We start from the raw sequence: 17,896 nt of genomic DNA, 5'->3' as shown, positions 1-17,896 counted from the left end.
GCTGAGTGATGCTTTCAATCTCGAAGGCCAAATCCGCCGGCGGCGCCATGGTCTATTTCTCTGATCACCTGGTTGAGGATGGCGCGGCCGCAAACCCTCACGAGGACTACTATCAGTCTGGCGCCGAATCACCTGGCCAGTGGTATGGGTCGGGTGCCAAGGCGCTGGGATTGGTTGGCGAGGTGGGCATCGAGGATATGGCCCGCGCCCTGCTGGGCGTCGACCAGGCGAACAATAAACTGGTTCAGAATGGCGGCAACCCCGAGCGCCGGGCAGGTTTTGATTTGACGTTCTCAGCTCCTAAATCTGTATCCCTCGTGTGGGGCCTGGCGGATGGCGAACTGCGCCAGCAAATTGCCAATGCCCACCAAAAGGCGGTGCAGGTTGCCCTGCGGAAACTCGAATCTGAATACTTGTTTTCCAGACGAGGCCACGGCGGCGAGGAGCTGGAAAACGCCCGCCTGGTCTCGGCTACGTTCGATCACTGGACCAGCCGTGAGCAGGACCCGCAGTGCCATACGCATTCCTTCGTGATGAACCTGGCGCAGCGTGCCGACGGTACTTTTGGAACAATCCAAAGCAGTGAATTCTTCCAGGCCAAAATGGCCTTGGGAGCTCTCTACCGGGCGGAATTCGCCAGCCAACTGCAAACAATCTGTTTGCAAGATGCTAACAAACCGCTAACAGTCGAGCGGGACGGTAAAAGCTTTCGGCTGGCAGGAATGGACCCCGCGCTCGAAAAAGCGCTTTCAAAATGTCGAACCAAGATTGAAAAGTCTCTCGATGAGAAGGGTATGAACGGGGGAAAGGCTTCCGAAATAGCAGCCCTGGATACCCGTTCTGCAAAGGAGTCCATCGCCACGGACGTACTGCGCCAGAGTTGGAAAGATCAGGCGGCGGCGCTGGGCCACACCCTCGAATCCATCCTTCAAGACTTGGCAGATGCGGAGCTGGAGGAACCCCTCCAGATGCCCACCCCGGAGGCGATCCTCGCGGAGCTCACCGAGCGCGCCTCGACCGTCAGCAAGTCCCAGCTGCAGGCAGCCGTTTATCAGCACGCCCAGGGCGTGATGGGGGCCGAGGAGTCCGAACAGTACCTGCAAGAGCTACTGCATCATGATCAACTGGTCACGCTTCGCGACCGGGAGGGGCGACCGCGCTATACCACCCTGGAAATGTATAACCTGGAAAAGCGCCTGGCGGCAGATGCACAAAAACGCAGCCAGGAGCGGCACCACCAATCCAGTCAAGGCGCAGTCGACCAGGCGCTGGCCGCCCGGCCGACTATTACCGATGAACAAAAAATGATGCTCGAACACATCACCGGCCCGGAGGGATTCTGTGCTGTGCAGGGCTGGGCCGGTACGGGCAAATCGTTCACGCTGGGAGCGGCGCGCGAGGCTTGGAAAGCCGATGGAAAACACGTCGTTGGTTGTGCGCTGGGTGGTAAGCAAGCTGACGAGCTCGAGGCCGGAGCCGCCATCCCCAGCCAAACGATCCACTCCCTGATCAATGACCTGGAAAACGGGTATCAGTCACTGACCAAAAATAGTGTACTGGTGATCGATGAGGCGGGTGTCGCTGGAAGCCGACTACTGAAAGAGATCACTGACAAAGCCAACGCCGCTAACGCGAAAATTATTCTTTGCGGAGACGCTTACCAGACTCAGGCTATAGATGCCGGCGGAGCGTTCCGCCTAGTCAGCCAGACCATTGGAGCGGTGGAAATCACGGAGAACAGACGACAGCGGGATGCATGGGCACGCCAAGCTGTACAGGACTTCAGAAACGGAGAAGCGGGCAAAGCACTGCGGGCGTATGCCGAGCGGGGCTTGGTGCATGTCGAGCAACAGAGCCATGATGCCCTACTGGAAAAACTGGTAGCCAACCACCTGCAGGAGCGCGATCCGCAGCACCCAGGTGAAAACCTGATGATCGCCGCCACCAGGCGGGACGTGGCGCTGCTGAACCAACTGGCGCGGTCCGAGTTGCAGGCGACCGGCGAGGTGCAAGCTGATGCGGTAGCCATTAACGGAACAAATTACGCCGAGGGCGACCGCATTATATTCACCCGAAATAACCGCTTGGTAGCCGTGAAAAACGGCGTGCTGGGGTCGGTTGTATCTGCGGCGCCGGATCGATTCGAGGTCATGACCGACGCTGGGAAACGAGTCCATTTTAACCCCCAGGAGTTCGAACATTTTCAGCATGGGTACGCCATCACCTGCCACAAATCCCAGGGAGTGACTGTGGATCGTGCGCATGTTCTGATCAATGAGGGCATGTCCGATCGTCACTGGTCCTACGTGGCGGCCTCCCGCGCCCGGGAGCAGACTCAGTTCTATGCAACCTCCGATACCTACAAGGAGGCGGCGAAGACGATGGCCCGCAGCCACCTGAAAGACACCTCACAAGATTATCAAATTTATCCAGCACGGGAGTATCAGAATGACCAGTCAAACCCTTACCCAACACCAGAGCATTGTAGAAAAATCGCCGAAGCTACCGGTAGCCTGTCGGAATTGTCCGCACGCCATTTGGCAGGGCTATCGCTCAGCGAACGAGCCCGAGATCTCGACGAATATTCAAATCTACTGTCGGATCATGCACTCTCTGATCGATCTCCGGATCACGATCTGCGACGGCACGATGATTCCGCCACCCCCCGAGCCGAAGAGCCCCGAGAGCGAGGAGTAAGCCAACTGATTGATAGACCACATCAACCAGATCAGGAGAAAGAAATGTTGACACCCGACGAAGAAAAGGCCGTGGAGCGCACGCGAAAACGTACCGAGGAGGATTATGCCGAGGCAGAGAGAGAGTTTAATAAGATGCTGCGGGAGCTGAGGGAAAAGACAGGAGAGGCGCATACAGAGGAGGCGCATGCAGAACACCAGGTTGAACACGAGAAAGAGAAACCTGAATCTGAGCATCACGAGAAGCTCGAAAAGGAAGAGCATAAGGGTAAGGCACATGAACATGATCATGACAACCACCATGACCACGAGCCAACACTACAGGAGATGGGCGAGCAGGCAGAGCAGGATCGAGAGGCAGCGCTGGCAGCGATCGAGGGCGGCGAGGGTGTGACCCGCGAGTCGGCAGAAGCGGAATACGAAGCTGAGTAATAATTTTACCAAGGAGAAAATTGATGATTAAGGTAACAGATGAAGATAGAAAATTGATGTGCACAGAGCTAGGGCTATCAACTGAACAACAACTTATAGACCAGGTGCGGGCAGCACCGGACACCCCTTTACCATCATGCAGCACATCAGAGCAGATTACCGCCGCCTTGGCACTTGATGAGCCGCGGCTTCTGCCGTCCGATTGGCAAGATTCTCTCGCTGCCTATAAAAGACTGGATAAGCGCCAGCGAAAAATCGTCGACCGGGCACGGGGCTGGTATAGACCGCGCTGGCCTTGACCGAGGCGCCGTACTGGCCGGGAGTAGGGCCTGCCCACAGGGCCCACAGGCTGCCCCGAGCCTCCGGAGGGGCTCAGGCACAGCCTGTGGACTTGTGGACAGGAGAGCGGAATTTGAAACATGGAGTAATAACAATGAAGAAAAAAATCAGTTTTGATGAGGCGATTATGTGGATCGAGAGTTTGGGCATGAGCGTGTACCAACAGCCCGATAGGATTGACAGAATCCTCGATCAGCTCTGCGGTGAATGCCATGATAAAGAGGCCTGTCCATTTAAGGATCAAACAAGTTACTGGCGTGGGTTCGCCGCTGGGGCGACGGGTATCAGTCCACTGAATCCCAGCGTGATGAATAACAGTGACACCTGGTTTCAAGGATTCGGGGAGAGCCGGAAAACCAAGAGCTTACTATTCTCGGATGATCGCTGATGGCCGTGCTTGAACTGGTTGCGCCAAACCACGCCGATCCGGAGCACTTGATTGTGGTAAAGCAACGGATGGTGCAGTTGGGACCACCAACCATCCGAGTCGTGAGAATCAACGGTCGATACTACGCCCTGGAAGGTTCCCATCGGATCGCGGCGGCGGTGTCCCTTGGATACCCAATTAATTTCAACTATGTTTCCGCATCAGACCGGATTACCGCCGCCGACGGCTGGGAGGACTTGGAGGGAATGCCAGTGGCTGATATCACAGCCGGGGAGGTGGTGCGTATTGCAGCCTCCCCGGTGACCTACACCCTGGATACAATTGAAGCACCCGAGGAACAGTCAAACACAGGGCAAAGCGTTGTAGTTGTATTTGGAGCTTTGGCGTTGTTAGTCGTCGCCTTCTATGTACTGCATTAAAACCAGTCAGCCAGGCGCGAGATAGCCCCGGCGAACCAGCAGGCCCAGGGGCCGCGCTTCAACTTCTGGCGATCATCCTGGGTTCCGGCCCTTCTCCCTCAGACGGCCCATCCCTGGGCCAAGCACCAATCCGACCGGACAGCACCCGGCATCCCTGCCGGGCGTCCCTCCGGGCTGCCGTTCAGCCAATCCTCCACGCAAAAAGCGCAAGGCCGAGGTTCTACGTGGAACCCCTAGTGGCCTTCCGGGCCCGGGCGATCTCGACCAGTTCGCCCTGCAGGGTCTTATTATCTTCCCGGGCCTCTCTGAGTTCCGCCCGCAGGCTCTTGATTTGCTCATCTCGGTCTTCCACCCGGGCGGCCAGGGCGGCGTTTTCACTGGACAACCTGGCAGCGTCCGCACGGGCCTTATCCAACTCCCCTTGTGCCTGGCTAACAGCTTGGTCTTTCTCGGCCAAGGCCTTTTGCAGTTCACCCATGCGATCCTCCAGCCGGCTGATCTCGGCCAGCGCCTCGTCCCGCTCGCCGGTGGCGGCCTCGATGGCGGCATCGGCCTCCTGGCGTACCGCCTCGACCGTCGAGCCTGCCAGCTTGCTGGCGACGGTCCAGACCTGGCCCAGTGATGTTTCCATGGCGCGCCGGAGGTCTGCCGGCATCTCCAGGGCAACGGCGACCTCTTGCTTGCGGGACTCCCGCCACTCCCTCATCACAGGGCTGATATGCGACAGCGAGCCTCCCCCCATGCGCTCACGCACCTGGTCATTGGTGGGGCTCTCGATGCCCTCCGCCACCAGGGCATTGGCAGCGGCCACGATTTTTTCTCTAATCTCCTTTTTAACGCTCATCCCATCACCTCATCTGTATGTATTGTATGTATGTACAGTACATACAATACATACAGATCGCAAGGCTTTTTAGCGTGATTTTTTTGCGCCGGAACTGGAGAAGCAGACCGGGAGGGCGAGGCGGCAGGTAATAGCTAGGCTATCAATTATGATAGATGATAAGTCGTAGTTTCTTGATGGGCCCGGGTCGATTATCTGGTCCCAGACATCTTTCTTCCTGCTAAACGCTTTTTGTACACTTGGTGTACCACCGAACTACCAGGCAGGGCGCGCACACGCGCCGGGCTGAGCGGGCGGCCGACTTGTCGGCCGGGCGTGATTTGTCCCGGTCTTAGCGCCCCGAAGGGGTGGGCGCTTGCGGCCATGGCGGCCAACTTGTTGGCCGGGACGCTTAGACCCTGCCTCGCACCTGGTTCAATTTATTGTGGGGAATGGTATTCTGTGATAAATAACGAGAACAAAATTATTAATACAATAGGGGTTGCTTGATGAAAAAAATACTTTCTGCTCTTGCGTTAACTGCTTTCCTCACAGGCTGTGGTGGTGGGCCATCCGATGCTGAAATTGAGGGGTTAATAAAAGCTGAAATTGCAAAAGCAAATGAATTAATGGCCAGCCTTGGTCCGCTTGGGAAAAAAGGAATCACTGAGATTGTTAACATCTCAAATCATGGTTGTGATTCTCACAAAACAATGGATGGCGCCTATGCCTGCGATCTAGAAATAACCAGTAAAAATATGCTTCTAGGGGATAACACAGAAAGAAAAATCATTGACCTTGCAAAGACCAATGGCGGCAAATGGTATTTTGTCAGGTAATCTTTCAGCCTGAGAAGCAGACCGACTTTAAGGCGGCCTGCTTCTCACCCCAGCTTATCCGCCAGCTTCCCTGCGTGGAGGTGAGTATAGCGCTTTAGCATCTGCAAAGTCTTATGCCCGGTGATGGCCGCCACCTCCATGCTGTCCAGTCCCTTCTCGAACAATTGGCTACAGGCCTCATGTCTTAGGTCGTGAAATCGAAGGCCTTCAATATTCCCCTTCTTCAGGAGCTTCTTCCAGGAGGCTCGGAGGCCGTCACCAGTATAGGTGAATAACTTGCCGGCGTTTTCCCCTGGATCCAGGCGCCGCAGGATCCGGAGTGCCCTCCGCGACAGCGGGACCCCTCGATCTGAGCCGTTCTTCGTGTCCTTCAGGTGGATAATCCGGGCGGCCAGATCAACATCCTCCCAGGTCAACCCCAGTAGCTCCCCCTGTCTCATGCCGGTTTCAATCGCCAGGCGGATAATAATCAGCAGCTCCGGGTTTCTGTGCCGCCTTCCCAGGCGGAACAGTTGGGCGGTTTCATCGCGGGAGAGACGGCGATCCCTGGCCCGACCAGGTGGCGGCTTGCGTATGTCCATCACCGGATTGGCCACCGGTAGCGCCCATTCCTTGCGCGCTACCGTGTAGACATGGCTGATCAGGGCGATCATAAGGCGCACGGTGCCGCTGGAGCGGGTTTTGGCAAGGCGATCCCTCAGGGCGGCGATATCGGGCGCAGTGATGCGCTCCAGGGGCTGCTTGGCCAGCTCATCGGCGTGCAGGGTGCGCAAGCGCGAACGCTCGGCCTTGTTGCTCTTCTTCCGGGCGGTGAATTCGGTCTCGTAGCGGTCTAGGAGCTTGCCGAGGGTAGGCAGCTGGACCTGTTCCGTCTGGTAGTCGCCGGTTTCTATGGCCACCTCGATCCTTTGTGCCCAGGTCTTGGCGGCCGTCTTGGTGCTGAAGGTCTTGCTGGTGTAGACGCCATCCTTGCGGACCTGGGCGCGCCATTTGCCGGACTTGAGCTTGGTGAACGATGCCATTGGATCTCCCCTTCAGAGTGCACACAGATTGCACACGGGATGCTGAATGGTCGATGTTGGCGGGGCGGTTGTAAGCCCCTGATCCGTGTGCACTATGTGTGCACCCTATCGTATTTCTCTGTGCATGTCTGTGCTAAGTCGTTGTTTCTAGTGCACACGGCGGAATTTTGATCGTAACAAAAAAGGGCTACACGATGCGTGTAACCCTTTGTTTTTACTGCTTTAAATTGGTGGGCCATGTAGGATTCGAACCTACGACCAATGGATTAAGAGTCCACTGCTCTACCAGCTGAGCTAATGGCCCAATTTATGGGGTGGACGATGGGGCTCGAACCCACGACAACCGGAATCACAATCCGGGACTCTACCAACTGAGCTACGCCCACCATAAACTGTAAAGAACCTGGCACGCCCGGCAGGATTCGAACCTGCTACCCTCGGCTTAGAAGGCCGATGCTCTATCCGAATGAGCTACGGGCGCATGATCGATAATTTGGTCGGGGTAGAGAGATTCGAACTCCCGACATCCTGCTCCCAAAGCAGGCGCGCTACCAGACTGCGCTATACCCCGATAACCGGACCCCCGCCTCTGTGCGAAGAGGCCGGAATGATACGCAGCCAACCGCACTGAGTCAACGAATAATTTCCCCGTTCCAGGCGCTTGTGCGGTGAAAATTCCGGGCATTCGCGCTATCATGCGCCCCTTCCTTTGAAACTGTAGTGGAATCTCACCCATGAGTGCAAATATCCTTGACGGCAAGGCGATCGCCGCTGACCTGCGCAGCGACATCAAGGCCCAGGTAACCCGCATGACCGAGGCCGGGGAACGCCCACCCGGGCTGGTGGTGATCCTGGTGGGCGAGGACCCCGCTTCCCAGGTATATGTGCGCAACAAGCAGCGCTCCTGCGAGGAGGTGGGCTTTCTCTCCGAACTGCGCCGCCTGCCGGACGACACCACGGAGGCGGAGCTGATTGCCCATATCGACGAGCTGAACGGCCGCGAGGATGTGGACGGGATTCTGGTTCAGTTGCCCCTGCCCCGGCAGATCGACGAGGAGACGGTGATCGAGCGCATCCTGCCGACCAAGGATGTGGACGGCTTCCACCCTTACAACGTGGGCCGTCTGGCGCTACGTATGCCGATCCTGCGCCCCTGCACCCCGAAGGGGGTGATGACCATGCTGGAGCGTACCGGACAGCAACTGGAGGGGCTGGATGCGGTTATCATCGGCCAGTCCAACATCGTCGGCCGGCCGATGGCACTGGAGCTGCTGGCGGCCCGCTGTACCATCACGGTGTGCCACAGCCGCACCAAGGATCTGCCGCAGAAGATCGCCAATGCCGATGTGGTGGTGGCCGCGGTCGGCCGCCCCAACTTCGTCAGGGGCGAGTGGATCAAGCCGGGGGCACTGGTGATCGATGTGGGCATCAACCGGCTGGAGGACGGCAGCCTGTGCGGCGACGTGGAGTTTGCGGGCGCCAGCGAGCGTGCGGCGTGGATCACGCCGGTACCGGGCGGCGTTGGGCCGATGACCGTGGCGACCTTGTTGGAAAACACGCTGCAGGCGCGCGAGCTGCACGGCAGCTAGCGATCGCTACTCGTGTGCCGCCCCGCGCTCGCCGGCCTCCGGCGGGGCGCTCCGCAGCCACTCCAAGCGGGCGCGCAGCACCCGTTTCAGCAGCTGCCACAGCAGCCAGAGCGAAAACAGCGGAAACAGCACCGTCTGCATCAAAAACACCACGATCATGTTGATGGCATTCTCACTGATATTGGTCGCCGCCCGGTTGAACGCGGCCATCCGCGCCTCGATATCCACCGCCCGGGTAGCGGTATCGTAGACCCGCCGGGCCTGATCCAGCAGCGACTCCGCCTGCCCTTCCGGCAGGGTTGGCCGCAGCTCGCTGTTCACTTCACCGATCTGGCTCGCCGCCCGCTCCAGTTGCCCCCGCGATTCGCTGTACTGGGGCTCCAGAAAGGCCTGGTAGAAGCGCTCACCGCCGATGGCGATCAGGGCGATGGAGAGCCGCAGAATCAGCAGGGCGAGCGCCAGTCGGCAAACCATACGGCCGATCCCGCCAATGCGTCGCCGACCCGGCCACCAGATGACCAGCAACAGCGACAGGATGGCCACAACCGTGGCATAGGTCAGCCAGGGAGAGGCCATCACATCCAGCAGGATGCGCTGAATTCCGAACGAGGCGCTGCTGGCCAGCATGACCCAGGAGAAACGCTCCACCAGGTCGTTGATCGGGTCGAGGATCTCGCCCGGCTTGAAGTTGAGGCCGATGCCGACCGGTTCCACCGCTACCTCGGTGCCCTGGGCCACCGAGATCACCCCGTTCAACCCCCGGCTCACGGCAAATACCAGTAGCGCCCGTTTGAAGCCCGCCTCGGTCTGCGTATGACCGATCCGGTCCAGGCTGCCCTCCTGGATCACACCGACCAGCAGTAACAGCAGCAGGGTGATGGCGAGTTGTCTGAACAGCGGCTTGAGCATGATCCCTGGCGACCCGATAGCGTGGCGGAGGCCCCCATCTTACGTGAAGGTGCCGGCGCAAATCCATGTGTCGATCAAACTACCGCCGGTTGTCCGATCCTGTCCCGACGTTGTTCTATGCAGGGACCGGGGTCGGCGCCAGCCTTGACGCCGACCCCGGTAAGGTGGCTCAAACGGAGGGGTAGGCCTCCAGCCCCGGGTTGCCCGACATGCCCACCAGTTTCGGCGTGTTGAGCTTGTCGATCTTGACCTGTTTGCGGTCGCGCAGGTAATCCGCCACCACGTCCCAGATCGGCCTACCGGGCGACTCACTGCCGACCGTGGCCCAGCCGGCGACCATGTACTGCTTGCCGGCCTCGATGGCGGTGCCGTCGTTCAGGGTCATGTTGCTGATGCGCTGACCGAACGACTGGTTGGGATCGCACACATAGTCCATACCGCCCAGGCGCACCATGTCGCCCCCCTGCTGGAAATAGGGGTCGGGGTTGAACAGGTTGTCGCACACATCTTCCAGGATCGCCTTGATGTCGGCACCGCTCATCTCCCGGCGGTAGGTCTCCGGGTAGGTGATGCAGGTCTGGTCCATCACGTGCTCCATGGTGATGGTCTGGCCGGGTATCACCGTGGTGCCCCAGCGGAAGCCGGGCGAGAGCGAGATCTGCGCATCGTTCACCTTGAGCAGGGCATCGCAGATCACCTGATCGAAGGTGCCGTTGAAGTTACCCCGGCGGTACAGGGTCTCCTCGGCCACCGCCAGCGGCTCCTGCAGTCTGGCCAGGTAGGGTGCGCGCATTTCGTCGATATAGGCCTGCATCCCGGCATCGGCCGGCAGCAGGTTGGAGAAGATCGGCAGCAGGCGGTACTGATAGCCCTGCAGTTTGCCGTTGCGCACATCCAGGTCCATCACCCCGAGGAACTTGCTGTTGGAGCCGGCGTTGGTCACCAGGGTCTTGCCGGAAGCGTTCTCCACCACCGTGGGGGCCGGCATGCCGTCATGGGTATGGCCGCCGAGGATGACATCGATACCGGTTACCTGGGCGGCCATCTTCAGGTCCACGTCCATGCCGTTATGCGACAGCACCACTACCAGGTCCGGTTTCTCGTCGGCCCTTACCTTGTCCACCATGGACTGCATCCGCTCATCCTGGATACCGAAGGTCCAGTCCGGGATGAAGCGGCTCGGATTGGCGATCGGGGTATAGGGGAAGGCCTGGCCGATCACCGCCACCCGCACCCCGTTAACCGTGCGCAGGGTATAGGGCTTGAAGGCGAGCCCGGTATCCTCGTCAAATCCGCCGAAGTCACTGAATTTGTAATCGAACAGCGCCTCTTCCGTCACCTTCACATTCTGGGCGAGGAACGCACCCTTGAACTCACCGATATTCTCGATAATCTCACTGTCCTGATAGGTGAACTCCCAGTGGCCGGTCATGACATCGACCCCCAACAGGTTACACGCCTTCACCATGTCCTTGCCGCGGGTCCAGTAGGAGGTAGCGGAACCTTGCCAGGTATCGCCGCCATCCAGAAGCAGGGTGTTACCATCCCCGCGCTCCGCCCGCAGACGCTTGATCAGGGTGGCCAGGTGGGCAAATCCCCCCACCTTGCCGTAGGTCCTGGCGGCGTTGTCATAATCGAGATAGCTGAACGCATGGGCCGCGTGGCTGCCGGCGGCGATGTCGAAATGTTTCAGCAGGGCGCTCCCCACCAGATGCGGCGCCCGGCCCAGGGCGGCGCCGACCCCCAGGTTTACGTTGGGCTCGCGAAAGTAGATGGGATTGAGCTGGGCATGACAATCGGTCATGTGCAGCAGGCAGACATTGCCGAAACGGGGGACCTCGTAAAGGTCTCCCGGCCGTCCGGCGGTGGCCCGGAGCGAACCCGGCAACAGGCCCGCCACGCCTGCCATGCCCATCAGGTGCAGGAACTCTCTTCTGGATATGCTCATGTCGGATCAACCTTGGTGTCAGGCTCCGGTCAGCACTGCCGCCTGGCCTGTATTGTGTTATGTAGCGTCATATTATATAGCACCATGTGGTTCCCGGGATCCGTACGGATCCCGGGAATGGTGACGCCGGTTTGTGCTGCACCCGGGGTGCGGTTACCTCCCGATGAAGCGAATCAGCCGATGGCCTCTTCGACGCTGTCGCTCTTGCCCATGTTGTCGGTCCAGGTGAGCTTCAGGGTCTCGCCCTTGCCGCCATCGAACTTGAAGGAGAGATAGGGGTTCTTGGAGACACCGCCACTCCAGTGGGCGTTCATCACCATCTTGCCGCCCACTTCACACATCACCTCCTGGATAAAGTGTGCCGGCACCATACTGCCGCTCGTGGAGTCCTTGCGGAAACCGGATTCCATGGGATGGGTCATCAGGGCCTTGACGGTGGTTACCCCGTCCTTCTCTTTTGCGCGAATCTTGATTGTTGCCATGTTCTATACCTCGAAAAATAGTGTGTCTGCTGTCAAATGCCGATGGCGTTCTGACGAGGCTTAGCCGCCGCAGCCGCCGATCGTCACCTTGACCTCCTTTTTCGCGGTATAGAGCTTGCCACCGGCCTTGACCACCGCGACCACATCACCGCTCTTACCCATCTTGATCCGGGTGGAGGCGTAACCGTGGGCGCCGTCGGCCAGATCAAAACTGGCCACCAGCGGCGACGGATTGTTGGGCGCGGCGATGGTGATGGACTCCACACCGGCCATGGTGGCCGTCACGGTGACGGGAACCACCGCGCCGTTCTCGGCAATCTCCGGCGCCTTGATATTGATCTCCGCGCTCTCAGTCATCCCTCCGGAGCCCAGCAGGGTCGAGATCGCATCGTCCATCTTTTTCTCGCCAAACGCCTTGTCCGGCCAGGCGGCCAGCACGCTGGTGGGTACCAGCAGTCCGGCGCCCACGGCAACACCCAGTGTGCCGGCGGCCACTGAACCCTTGATAATCAGTCTGCGTAATTCATTCATAGCTGTTTCCTGTCTCTAGATGCTTCTGTAGATACTTCCGATCAGGGCATGACCGTGGTCAGACCGACGCTGACCCAGTCCTGCATACCACCGCGATACCATTTCAGTTTATAGGCGGGGTAACCCATCTTGGTCAGGGTCTTGATATTGACCGACGACTGGGGACACCAGATGCCGTTACAGAACAGCACCAGGGTCTTGGCTTTGCGGAAATCCCACTTGCCATCCACCATCTGTACGCCAAAGCTGTTGACCAGGATATCGCTCAGGGTCTCCGCCTCGGTTTCGATCTCGAAGTTGCCCGCCACATCGATATTGATCTTGTCCCAGGGAATATTGACCGCGCCGGGGATGGTGCCGCGCCGGGTCCAGTCCGGGGTGCGGGAATCCACCAGCATCACACTGCGGTCGCCATTGCTGATGCGCTTCAGGTAACCCAGCACATCCAGCTCACCGATCGTATCCACCCCAGGAATGAGGTGCATCGGCTGGATGCAGAAGGGTGGGCAGTGGCGGGAGGGATGGTTATAGGCTGCCGGAATAGTGGCATCCTTGTCATCGACCCGCCGGATGGTCACCGTCTTGCCGTTGTGCACCACGTCCAGCGACTCCATTCCCGGGGTAATCTTGGCCATGGGGCCGGCCATCGCCAGGCCGGCCAGCGCCACACCGCCAATCAGGGCCAGGGTAATCGATACCTTGCCGTATTTCATTATGTCTCTCCTTCGGTTTGATCCGTATCAGTACTTCAGATAGGAGGGTATTTTGAGCTCGCTCTGCGACACCTGCTGCTCATAGCCGAGCCGGCCTTCCGCTTCGGCCTTTTTGGCCAGTTTCACGGCCTTGTCATACTCACCGGCCTTGGCCGCGTCCTGGGCCTGCTTGATGAACTTGCCGGTATCCCGCCACTCGCCATTCACCGAGGCCGCCTGCTTGCGCGCCGCCTCCGCCTTGGCGATGGCATCGGCGGCCATCGCCGCATCGGCCTTCATGCCACCCGCCAGAACGGCGGCGGACCCGGCCAGCAGCCCGAATGCCAAAACCAGCATTGCTAGTACAGTTTTAATCTTCATATTCCTCTCCAGTTTCTCTTGTTGCCCGATCCTGAATGACAGGGGACGCCTATTTGCGGGCACTCGGACCATTCAGCTCCAGGCCGTTGCTCATAGCGGTGAGGAAATACTCCAGGTTGCGATACTCCTCACCCTGCGCCTTCAATGCCTTGGCACGGATGTTGTTGTTGCAGCCGGAGAAGCGGCGATGCAGCGTGCCGACGGTACCCCACTTGGAGCGATACACCGGCCAACCGGTGACATGACCGACCGTCGGACTGAGGATCTCGGTACGCACCCGCAGGCCGGCATTTTGCAGGTGACAGCTGGCGCAGGAGAAGTTCAGCTGACCGCGCCGGGTGAAATAGAATTTCTTGCCGTCCTCATAGGCCGCCATGGCGCGGGGATCGTCCTTCGGCACCTCCACGTTGATCACCTTGCCGCGGGACTGGAAGGCGACATAGGCCAGAATGTTGTTGATCGGCCCCTTCTTGTACTTGAGCGGTTTCTCGCCATTGGCCTCAAGGCACTGATTAAGCGCCAGCGGCAGGGTCACCACCATGCCCTGCTGTTTATCCCAGCTCGGATACTTGTCGGCCATCGCCGGTCCGTCCGGGAAACAGTCCTTGTAGCCCTTACCGTTGGCGAAGGGCTTCTCCCACATCGCCTGGCCGGCATCGATGAACGGCTCATAGGGAGGAAACTCCTCGATCGCTTCCCAGTTTTCACGCCCTATCGGATCGATGGCGTAGACCCCGTTGGCGTACTCCTCCATGGGCACTGAGGGGAACTTGGCCTTGTAGTACTTGATGAACGCCATGCGGTCCTCCTCGGGACCCGCCTGGGCGGTAACGGCGGTTATCGCCAGTAGCGCCAGAGTAATCAGTATTTTTTTCATAGTTTCTCTTCCCAAAACCCTAAACCAAAAATAATCAGTCGCGGTTGTGCAGCGCTGTTGCCTCAGAGGGTCCAGATATACTCGACGATCTTATCGATCTCTGCGTCCGACAGGACCTGCAGCCGACCGAAGGGCACCATGGCGGACTCGGGATTGGCCGCGGTGGCATCCCAGATCTGCGTGCGCAGCTTTGCCTTGTCGGGATAGCGCGCCTTCATCGCCAGCAGCGGCGGCCCGACATTCCCGGGCGTGGGCTCGTCTTCGATCAAGTGACAGGCGAGACAGTTGCCTTTTTTCCGGTCGACCGCGATGGCTTTGCCTTCGGCGACGACCGCGGGGTCAACCTGGGCGGCCATCGCCTTGGGCGCTTCTTTTGTCGTGGGTTTGCCGGAGCAGCCAGTCAACCAAGCCGCCGACGCTATGATGACCAGTGTGGAAACCAGTCTGACAGTTTTTTTCATCATCTCCTCCTAAGGAATGCTGAAGGGGTGACCGCCTGCCCAATAGCTGAACGTCAGCCTGTGCGCATCCCTGCACGTTCATTTATCGGACAAGAGGTCAGTTATGTCGTCACTCTACCTGATTTATTGGTTTAGCGGTCCCAGAGTATAGTCGGCAGGGTTGCGACCGGTTACTCGATTCCGTGGCAGATTTTCGGACGTAGCTGATTATGGAAATTGATCCAGGTTAAAGAAATTGGAATATACAGCAGCAGATATTGTGGTTTTCCACTACTGGGATTCCAGGGTCAACATCATGCGCATCAGGTCGGAGAGGGTTTTCGCCTCCATCTTGTCCATCACCTTGGCCCGATGGGCCTCGACCGTGGACTGACTGACCGATAGCTCGGCGGCGATCAGCTTGTTGCGCAGCCCCTGCACCACCAGCTCCAGCACCTCGCGCTCCCGGGGGGTGAGGCGCGACAGCTTCTGCTTGATCTCGGCCAGATGCGAGGCCTCGCCCCGCTGCCGGGCATCATACTCCAGCGCCCGATGCACACTGTCCAGCAGCGCCTGATCGTTAAACGGCTTCTGGATGAAATCCACCGCACCCGCCTGCACCGCGCGTACCGCCATCGGCACATCGCCATGACCGGTGATAATGATAATGGGCGGACAGAGCGGCTGCTCCAGCAGCTGGTTCTGCAGGTCCATGCCGCTCATGCCGGGCATGCGCACATCCAGGATGATACAGCCGGGCCGTGAGGCATCGAACTGATCCAGATAGGCATTGGCGGAATCAAACGACTCCACGTCGAGCCCGACCGACTCCATCAGCAACTGGAGTGCCTCACGGACCTCCCGGTCATCATCGACGATAAAGACTGTACTCTCGCTCATGTTTCTGTTTCTCTTTGTGGGCATGTGGGCAGCAGGAAAATAAAGCGCACCCCGCCACCCGCCACGGGTTCAACGAAAATCCGTCCCTTGTGCGCCTCGATAATCCCCTGGCTGATGGAGAGACCGAGTCCCATGCCGTTGGGCTTGGTGGTGACGAAGGGGTTGAACAACTGACCCGCCACCGCCGGGTCCAGCCCGGGACCGGTATCGGTAAGGGTGACCCGCGCATAATCGACCGCTTCGTTGCGCGTGGCGATACTCAACAACCGCGCCCCCTCCGGGATATCGGCCATCGCCTCGATGGCATTTCTCGCCAGGTTCAGGATCACCTGATCGATCTGCACATGCTGCGCCAATACCTTGCCGATCCGTTCATCCAGGTCCAGAACCACCTTGGCCCCGGCCTTCCTGATCTCGGTGCGCAGCAGGGTGATCACCTCATTGATCACCTCATTGATATCGATCAGGCTCAGTTCCGGCTGCTCTTTCTTTACGAACTGCCGCAGGTGGCGGATGATCTCGCCCGCCCTGGCGGCCTGGGCGCCGATACGCTCCATCACATCGATTACCCGTTCCGTCTCGCCATTGCCGCTCTCCAGCATGCGGATGCAGGCGTGAGCGTTGGTGGCGATCGCCGTCAACGGCTGATTGATCTCATGGGCGATGCCGGAGGCCATCTCACCCATGGTGCTGAGACGAGCCACGTGGGCCAGGTCGTCCTGATGTTGGCGCGTCTCCTCGCTGATCCGCTTGCGGTCGCTGATATCCCGGAACACCACCACACTGCCCACGGTCTTGAGCTGCCCGTCCCTGATCGGGGTGCTGGAATACTCCACCGGAAAGCTGCTGCCGTCCTTTTTCCAGAACACATCGTCCTCGACAAAGCGGGGGACCTGGTCACTGTTGGTGGCATAGACCGGGCACTGATCGGCCGGGTGCGGCGTGCCGTCGACGCGGGTATGGTGCAGGATCTGATGCTGATTGCGGCCGATCAGGTCGTCGGCCTCCCAGCCGGTAATCTGGGTCATGGCGCGGTTGGCAAAGGTGGTATTGCCGTTCAGATCAACGCCGACAATACCATCCGCCACCGAGTTCAGGATCAGTTCATACTGCCGCTCCAGGTGCCGTTTGGCCTTTTTCAACTCGCGGTTGAGCCGCGCCACCCAGGTGGTCATCAGCAACATGAAGAGCAGGAACACCAGGGCCACCAGCAGCCAGTACCAGTACTTTTTTATCGCGTCTTCGAGGGTAAAGCGCCCGGTGTACTCATAGGGGGGCAGCTGCAGCTCCCTGAACAACTCATGCACCGGTTGGTAATCCAGCGGAATGGTCCAGCCGGCATAGCTGCCGGCACGGGCGGCCGGATGGTTGCTCGGCATGTTCAGCAGCGCCACGGCGACCTTCTGCGCCAACTCGTTGGAGGTGTGGAGCACCTTGCTGAACGGCCACTCCGGATAGAGCCGGGTACTGCGGCTCAACAGGAAACCGGGATTGACCTTGCGGTTGATAATCTTGAAGTCAGCCATATCGATCTGACCGGCCTTGGCCATGCGCTCCAGAATGTCTGTACGCACCGTACCGACATCGACCCGGCCATCCCTGACCGACCTGACCACCCGGTCATGAATGCCGCCAAAAGTGATGGAATGCATATCCCGATACGGGTTCAGTCCCCGGGTGTTCATCTCCCGCCAGGCCATCTGAAAGCCGCCCAGGGAATAGACGTCCACCGCCATCAGGCTTTTTCCCTTGAGATCATCCAGGGTATTGATATCGTCGCGATCACGCCGGGTGAAGATCACGCCGCCAAATACGTTTTTTGCCGTCCCGCCCGCCAGGTTGTTGAGCGTGGCAATACGCGAGATACGATGACGCACCTCCAGATTCACGTACATCCCCGGGTTGGTGAGGATAAAATCCACCTGGCCGAACTTGACCGCCGGGTCCACATCGGAAAAATCGAGCGGGACAATTTCAAAGGTATAGTCGGGAATTACCCGACTCAGGTAGATCGCGGTGGGCGACCAGGCGTCAGAGGTGGCCTGGTCGCCGCGATGGCTCAGCACCCCGATCCGGATCAACTGATCCTCGGCCGGAAGCGACTCAGAAACCAGCGGCAGCAACAGAAATAACAACAGCGCCCGACGCCACATGCAACATTCCTTCAAGGGTAGTGAGTCGAGACTACG

General features: G+C 59.1%; 18 protein-coding genes and 4 tRNA genes. 6 read left to right on the top strand and 16 right to left on the bottom strand.

Annotated elements, in window-relative coordinates; genetic code table 11:
• Nucleotides 1-8: 8 nt before the first annotated feature.
• The 4 genes from mobF (at nt 9) to O9K64_RS18865 (ending at nt 4,274) form a co-directional block, all read left to right on the top strand.
• On the top strand, nt 9-3,128 hold the full coding sequence (gene mobF / locus O9K64_RS18880) for a MobF family relaxase (RefSeq protein WP_275099656.1): 3,120 nt from the start codon (nt 9-11) through the stop codon (nt 3,126-3,128).
• A 23-nt stretch (nt 3,129-3,151) separates the two neighbouring features.
• Complete coding sequence (locus O9K64_RS18875) at nt 3,152-3,427, top strand: hypothetical protein (protein WP_275099655.1); 276 nt, start codon at nt 3,152-3,154, stop codon at nt 3,425-3,427.
• A gap of 134 nt (nt 3,428-3,561) precedes the next feature.
• Nucleotides 3,562-3,855 carry a hypothetical protein gene (locus O9K64_RS18870; RefSeq protein ID WP_275099654.1) on the top strand — a complete coding sequence of 98 codons (294 nt, stop codon included), beginning with the start codon at nt 3,562-3,564 and terminating at the stop codon, nt 3,853-3,855.
• Complete coding sequence (locus tag O9K64_RS18865) at nt 3,855-4,274, top strand: hypothetical protein (RefSeq protein WP_275099653.1); 420 nt, start codon at nt 3,855-3,857, stop codon at nt 4,272-4,274. The genes O9K64_RS18870 and O9K64_RS18865 overlap by 1 nt, the downstream gene beginning before the upstream one ends.
• A gap of 220 nt (nt 4,275-4,494) precedes the next feature.
• Here O9K64_RS18865 and O9K64_RS18860 read toward each other — a convergent pair whose 3' ends face one another.
• Nucleotides 4,495-5,118: a DNA-binding protein gene (locus O9K64_RS18860; RefSeq protein WP_275099652.1), complete on the bottom strand. Its 624-nt coding sequence runs from the start codon at nt 5,116-5,118 to the stop codon at nt 4,495-4,497.
• 488 nt (nt 5,119-5,606) lie between these two features.
• On the opposite strand from O9K64_RS18860, the gene O9K64_RS18855 reads away from it, so the two are divergent.
• Nucleotides 5,607-5,936, top strand: a complete 330-nt coding sequence (locus O9K64_RS18855; protein ID WP_275099651.1) for a hypothetical protein — start codon at nt 5,607-5,609, stop codon at nt 5,934-5,936.
• Between the two features lie 44 nt (nt 5,937-5,980).
• On the opposite strand, the gene O9K64_RS18850 is transcribed toward O9K64_RS18855, so the two are convergent.
• The 5 genes from O9K64_RS18850 to O9K64_RS18830 form a co-directional block, all read right to left on the bottom strand.
• Nucleotides 5,981-6,958: a site-specific integrase gene (locus tag O9K64_RS18850; RefSeq protein WP_275099650.1), complete on the bottom strand. Its 978-nt coding sequence runs from the start codon at nt 6,956-6,958 to the stop codon at nt 5,981-5,983.
• Between the two features lie 228 nt (nt 6,959-7,186).
• Nucleotides 7,187-7,262, bottom strand: a tRNA-Lys gene (locus O9K64_RS18845).
• Between the two features lie 6 nt (nt 7,263-7,268).
• Nucleotides 7,269-7,344 (bottom strand) — tRNA-His (locus O9K64_RS18840).
• 18 nt (nt 7,345-7,362) lie between these two features.
• Nucleotides 7,363-7,439: transfer RNA gene (locus O9K64_RS18835), tRNA-Arg, on the bottom strand.
• Between the two features lie 13 nt (nt 7,440-7,452).
• A tRNA-Pro gene (locus tag O9K64_RS18830) sits at nt 7,453-7,529 on the bottom strand.
• Between the two features lie 163 nt (nt 7,530-7,692).
• Here O9K64_RS18830 and folD point away from each other — a divergent pair.
• On the top strand, nt 7,693-8,547 hold the full coding sequence (folD, locus tag O9K64_RS18825) for a bifunctional methylenetetrahydrofolate dehydrogenase/methenyltetrahydrofolate cyclohydrolase FolD (protein WP_275099649.1): 855 nt from the start codon (nt 7,693-7,695) through the stop codon (nt 8,545-8,547).
• 6 nt (nt 8,548-8,553) lie between these two features.
• Here folD and O9K64_RS18820 read toward each other — a convergent pair whose 3' ends face one another.
• The 10 genes from O9K64_RS18820 to O9K64_RS18775 all read right to left on the bottom strand — a co-directional run bounded on the left by O9K64_RS18820 (nt 8,554) and on the right by O9K64_RS18775 (nt 17,860).
• On the bottom strand, nt 8,554-9,456 hold the full coding sequence (locus O9K64_RS18820; protein WP_275099648.1) for a hypothetical protein: 903 nt from the start codon (nt 9,454-9,456) through the stop codon (nt 8,554-8,556).
• A gap of 169 nt (nt 9,457-9,625) precedes the next feature.
• Nucleotides 9,626-11,404, bottom strand: coding sequence for a thiosulfohydrolase SoxB (gene soxB / locus O9K64_RS18815; RefSeq protein WP_275099647.1), 1,779 nt, complete (start codon nt 11,402-11,404; stop codon nt 9,626-9,628).
• A 173-nt stretch (nt 11,405-11,577) separates the two neighbouring features.
• On the bottom strand, nt 11,578-11,886 hold the full coding sequence (soxZ, locus tag O9K64_RS18810) for a thiosulfate oxidation carrier complex protein SoxZ (protein WP_275099646.1): 309 nt from the start codon (nt 11,884-11,886) through the stop codon (nt 11,578-11,580).
• Between the two features lie 60 nt (nt 11,887-11,946).
• Nucleotides 11,947-12,417, bottom strand: coding sequence for a thiosulfate oxidation carrier protein SoxY (gene soxY / locus O9K64_RS18805; RefSeq protein ID WP_275099645.1), 471 nt, complete (start codon nt 12,415-12,417; stop codon nt 11,947-11,949).
• A 41-nt stretch (nt 12,418-12,458) separates the two neighbouring features.
• The gene (locus tag O9K64_RS18800; protein WP_275099644.1) at nt 12,459-13,130 is read right to left on the bottom strand and encodes a rhodanese-like domain-containing protein; all 672 of its coding nucleotides are present in this window, start codon (nt 13,128-13,130) and stop codon (nt 12,459-12,461) included.
• Nucleotides 13,131-13,157: 27 nt separating this feature from the next.
• Nucleotides 13,158-13,490, bottom strand: a complete 333-nt coding sequence (locus tag O9K64_RS18795; protein WP_275099643.1) for a SoxXA-binding protein — start codon at nt 13,488-13,490, stop codon at nt 13,158-13,160.
• 49 nt (nt 13,491-13,539) lie between these two features.
• Entirely contained in the window at nt 13,540-14,367 is an 828-nt protein-coding gene (gene soxA, locus O9K64_RS18790; protein WP_275099642.1) for a sulfur oxidation c-type cytochrome SoxA, read from the bottom strand.
• A 62-nt stretch (nt 14,368-14,429) separates the two neighbouring features.
• Complete coding sequence (soxX, locus tag O9K64_RS18785) at nt 14,430-14,831, bottom strand: sulfur oxidation c-type cytochrome SoxX (RefSeq protein WP_275099640.1); 402 nt, start codon at nt 14,829-14,831, stop codon at nt 14,430-14,432.
• Nucleotides 14,832-15,098: 267 nt separating this feature from the next.
• Nucleotides 15,099-15,707: a response regulator transcription factor gene (locus O9K64_RS18780; protein ID WP_275099639.1), complete on the bottom strand. Its 609-nt coding sequence runs from the start codon at nt 15,705-15,707 to the stop codon at nt 15,099-15,101.
• Nucleotides 15,704-17,860, bottom strand: coding sequence for a PhnD/SsuA/transferrin family substrate-binding protein (locus tag O9K64_RS18775; RefSeq protein WP_275099638.1), 2,157 nt, complete (start codon nt 17,858-17,860; stop codon nt 15,704-15,706). The genes O9K64_RS18780 and O9K64_RS18775 overlap by 4 nt, the downstream gene beginning before the upstream one ends.
• Nucleotides 17,861-17,896: the final 36 nt, after the last annotated feature.

Source organism: Sedimenticola hydrogenitrophicus, assembly GCF_029017505.1.
Taxonomy (GTDB): Bacteria; Pseudomonadota; Gammaproteobacteria; order Chromatiales; family Chromatiaceae; genus Sedimenticola; species Sedimenticola hydrogenitrophicus_A.
This window is presented reverse-complemented; position numbering and strand designations above follow the sequence as displayed.

What these genes read in the sequence shown, in the direction of transcription:
- mobF (WP_275099656.1), top strand. Translation starts at nt 9, where the DNA reads ATGCTTTCAATCTCGAAGGCCAAATCCGCCGGCGGCGCCATGGTCTAT.
- O9K64_RS18875 (WP_275099655.1), top strand. Translation starts at nt 3,152, where the DNA reads ATGATTAAGGTAACAGATGAAGATAGAAAATTGATGTGCACAGAGCTA.
- O9K64_RS18870 (WP_275099654.1), top strand. Translation starts at nt 3,562, where the DNA reads ATGAAGAAAAAAATCAGTTTTGATGAGGCGATTATGTGGATCGAGAGT.
- O9K64_RS18865 (WP_275099653.1), top strand. Translation starts at nt 3,855, where the DNA reads ATGGCCGTGCTTGAACTGGTTGCGCCAAACCACGCCGATCCGGAGCAC.
- O9K64_RS18860 (WP_275099652.1), bottom strand. Translation starts at nt 5,118, where the DNA reads ATGAGCGTTAAAAAGGAGATTAGAGAAAAAATCGTGGCCGCTGCCAAT.
- O9K64_RS18855 (WP_275099651.1), top strand. Translation starts at nt 5,607, where the DNA reads ATGAAAAAAATACTTTCTGCTCTTGCGTTAACTGCTTTCCTCACAGGC.
- O9K64_RS18850 (WP_275099650.1), bottom strand. Translation starts at nt 6,958, where the DNA reads ATGGCATCGTTCACCAAGCTCAAGTCCGGCAAATGGCGCGCCCAGGTC.
- folD (WP_275099649.1), top strand. Translation starts at nt 7,693, where the DNA reads ATGAGTGCAAATATCCTTGACGGCAAGGCGATCGCCGCTGACCTGCGC.
- O9K64_RS18820 (WP_275099648.1), bottom strand. Translation starts at nt 9,456, where the DNA reads ATGCTCAAGCCGCTGTTCAGACAACTCGCCATCACCCTGCTGCTGTTA.
- soxB (WP_275099647.1), bottom strand. Translation starts at nt 11,404, where the DNA reads ATGAGCATATCCAGAAGAGAGTTCCTGCACCTGATGGGCATGGCAGGC.
- soxZ (WP_275099646.1), bottom strand. Translation starts at nt 11,886, where the DNA reads ATGGCAACAATCAAGATTCGCGCAAAAGAGAAGGACGGGGTAACCACC.
- soxY (WP_275099645.1), bottom strand. Translation starts at nt 12,417, where the DNA reads ATGAATGAATTACGCAGACTGATTATCAAGGGTTCAGTGGCCGCCGGC.
- O9K64_RS18800 (WP_275099644.1), bottom strand. Translation starts at nt 13,130, where the DNA reads ATGAAATACGGCAAGGTATCGATTACCCTGGCCCTGATTGGCGGTGTG.
- O9K64_RS18795 (WP_275099643.1), bottom strand. Translation starts at nt 13,490, where the DNA reads ATGAAGATTAAAACTGTACTAGCAATGCTGGTTTTGGCATTCGGGCTG.
- soxA (WP_275099642.1), bottom strand. Translation starts at nt 14,367, where the DNA reads ATGAAAAAAATACTGATTACTCTGGCGCTACTGGCGATAACCGCCGTT.
- soxX (WP_275099640.1), bottom strand. Translation starts at nt 14,831, where the DNA reads ATGATGAAAAAAACTGTCAGACTGGTTTCCACACTGGTCATCATAGCG.
- O9K64_RS18780 (WP_275099639.1), bottom strand. Translation starts at nt 15,707, where the DNA reads ATGAGCGAGAGTACAGTCTTTATCGTCGATGATGACCGGGAGGTCCGT.
- O9K64_RS18775 (WP_275099638.1), bottom strand. Translation starts at nt 17,860, where the DNA reads ATGTGGCGTCGGGCGCTGTTGTTATTTCTGTTGCTGCCGCTGGTTTCT.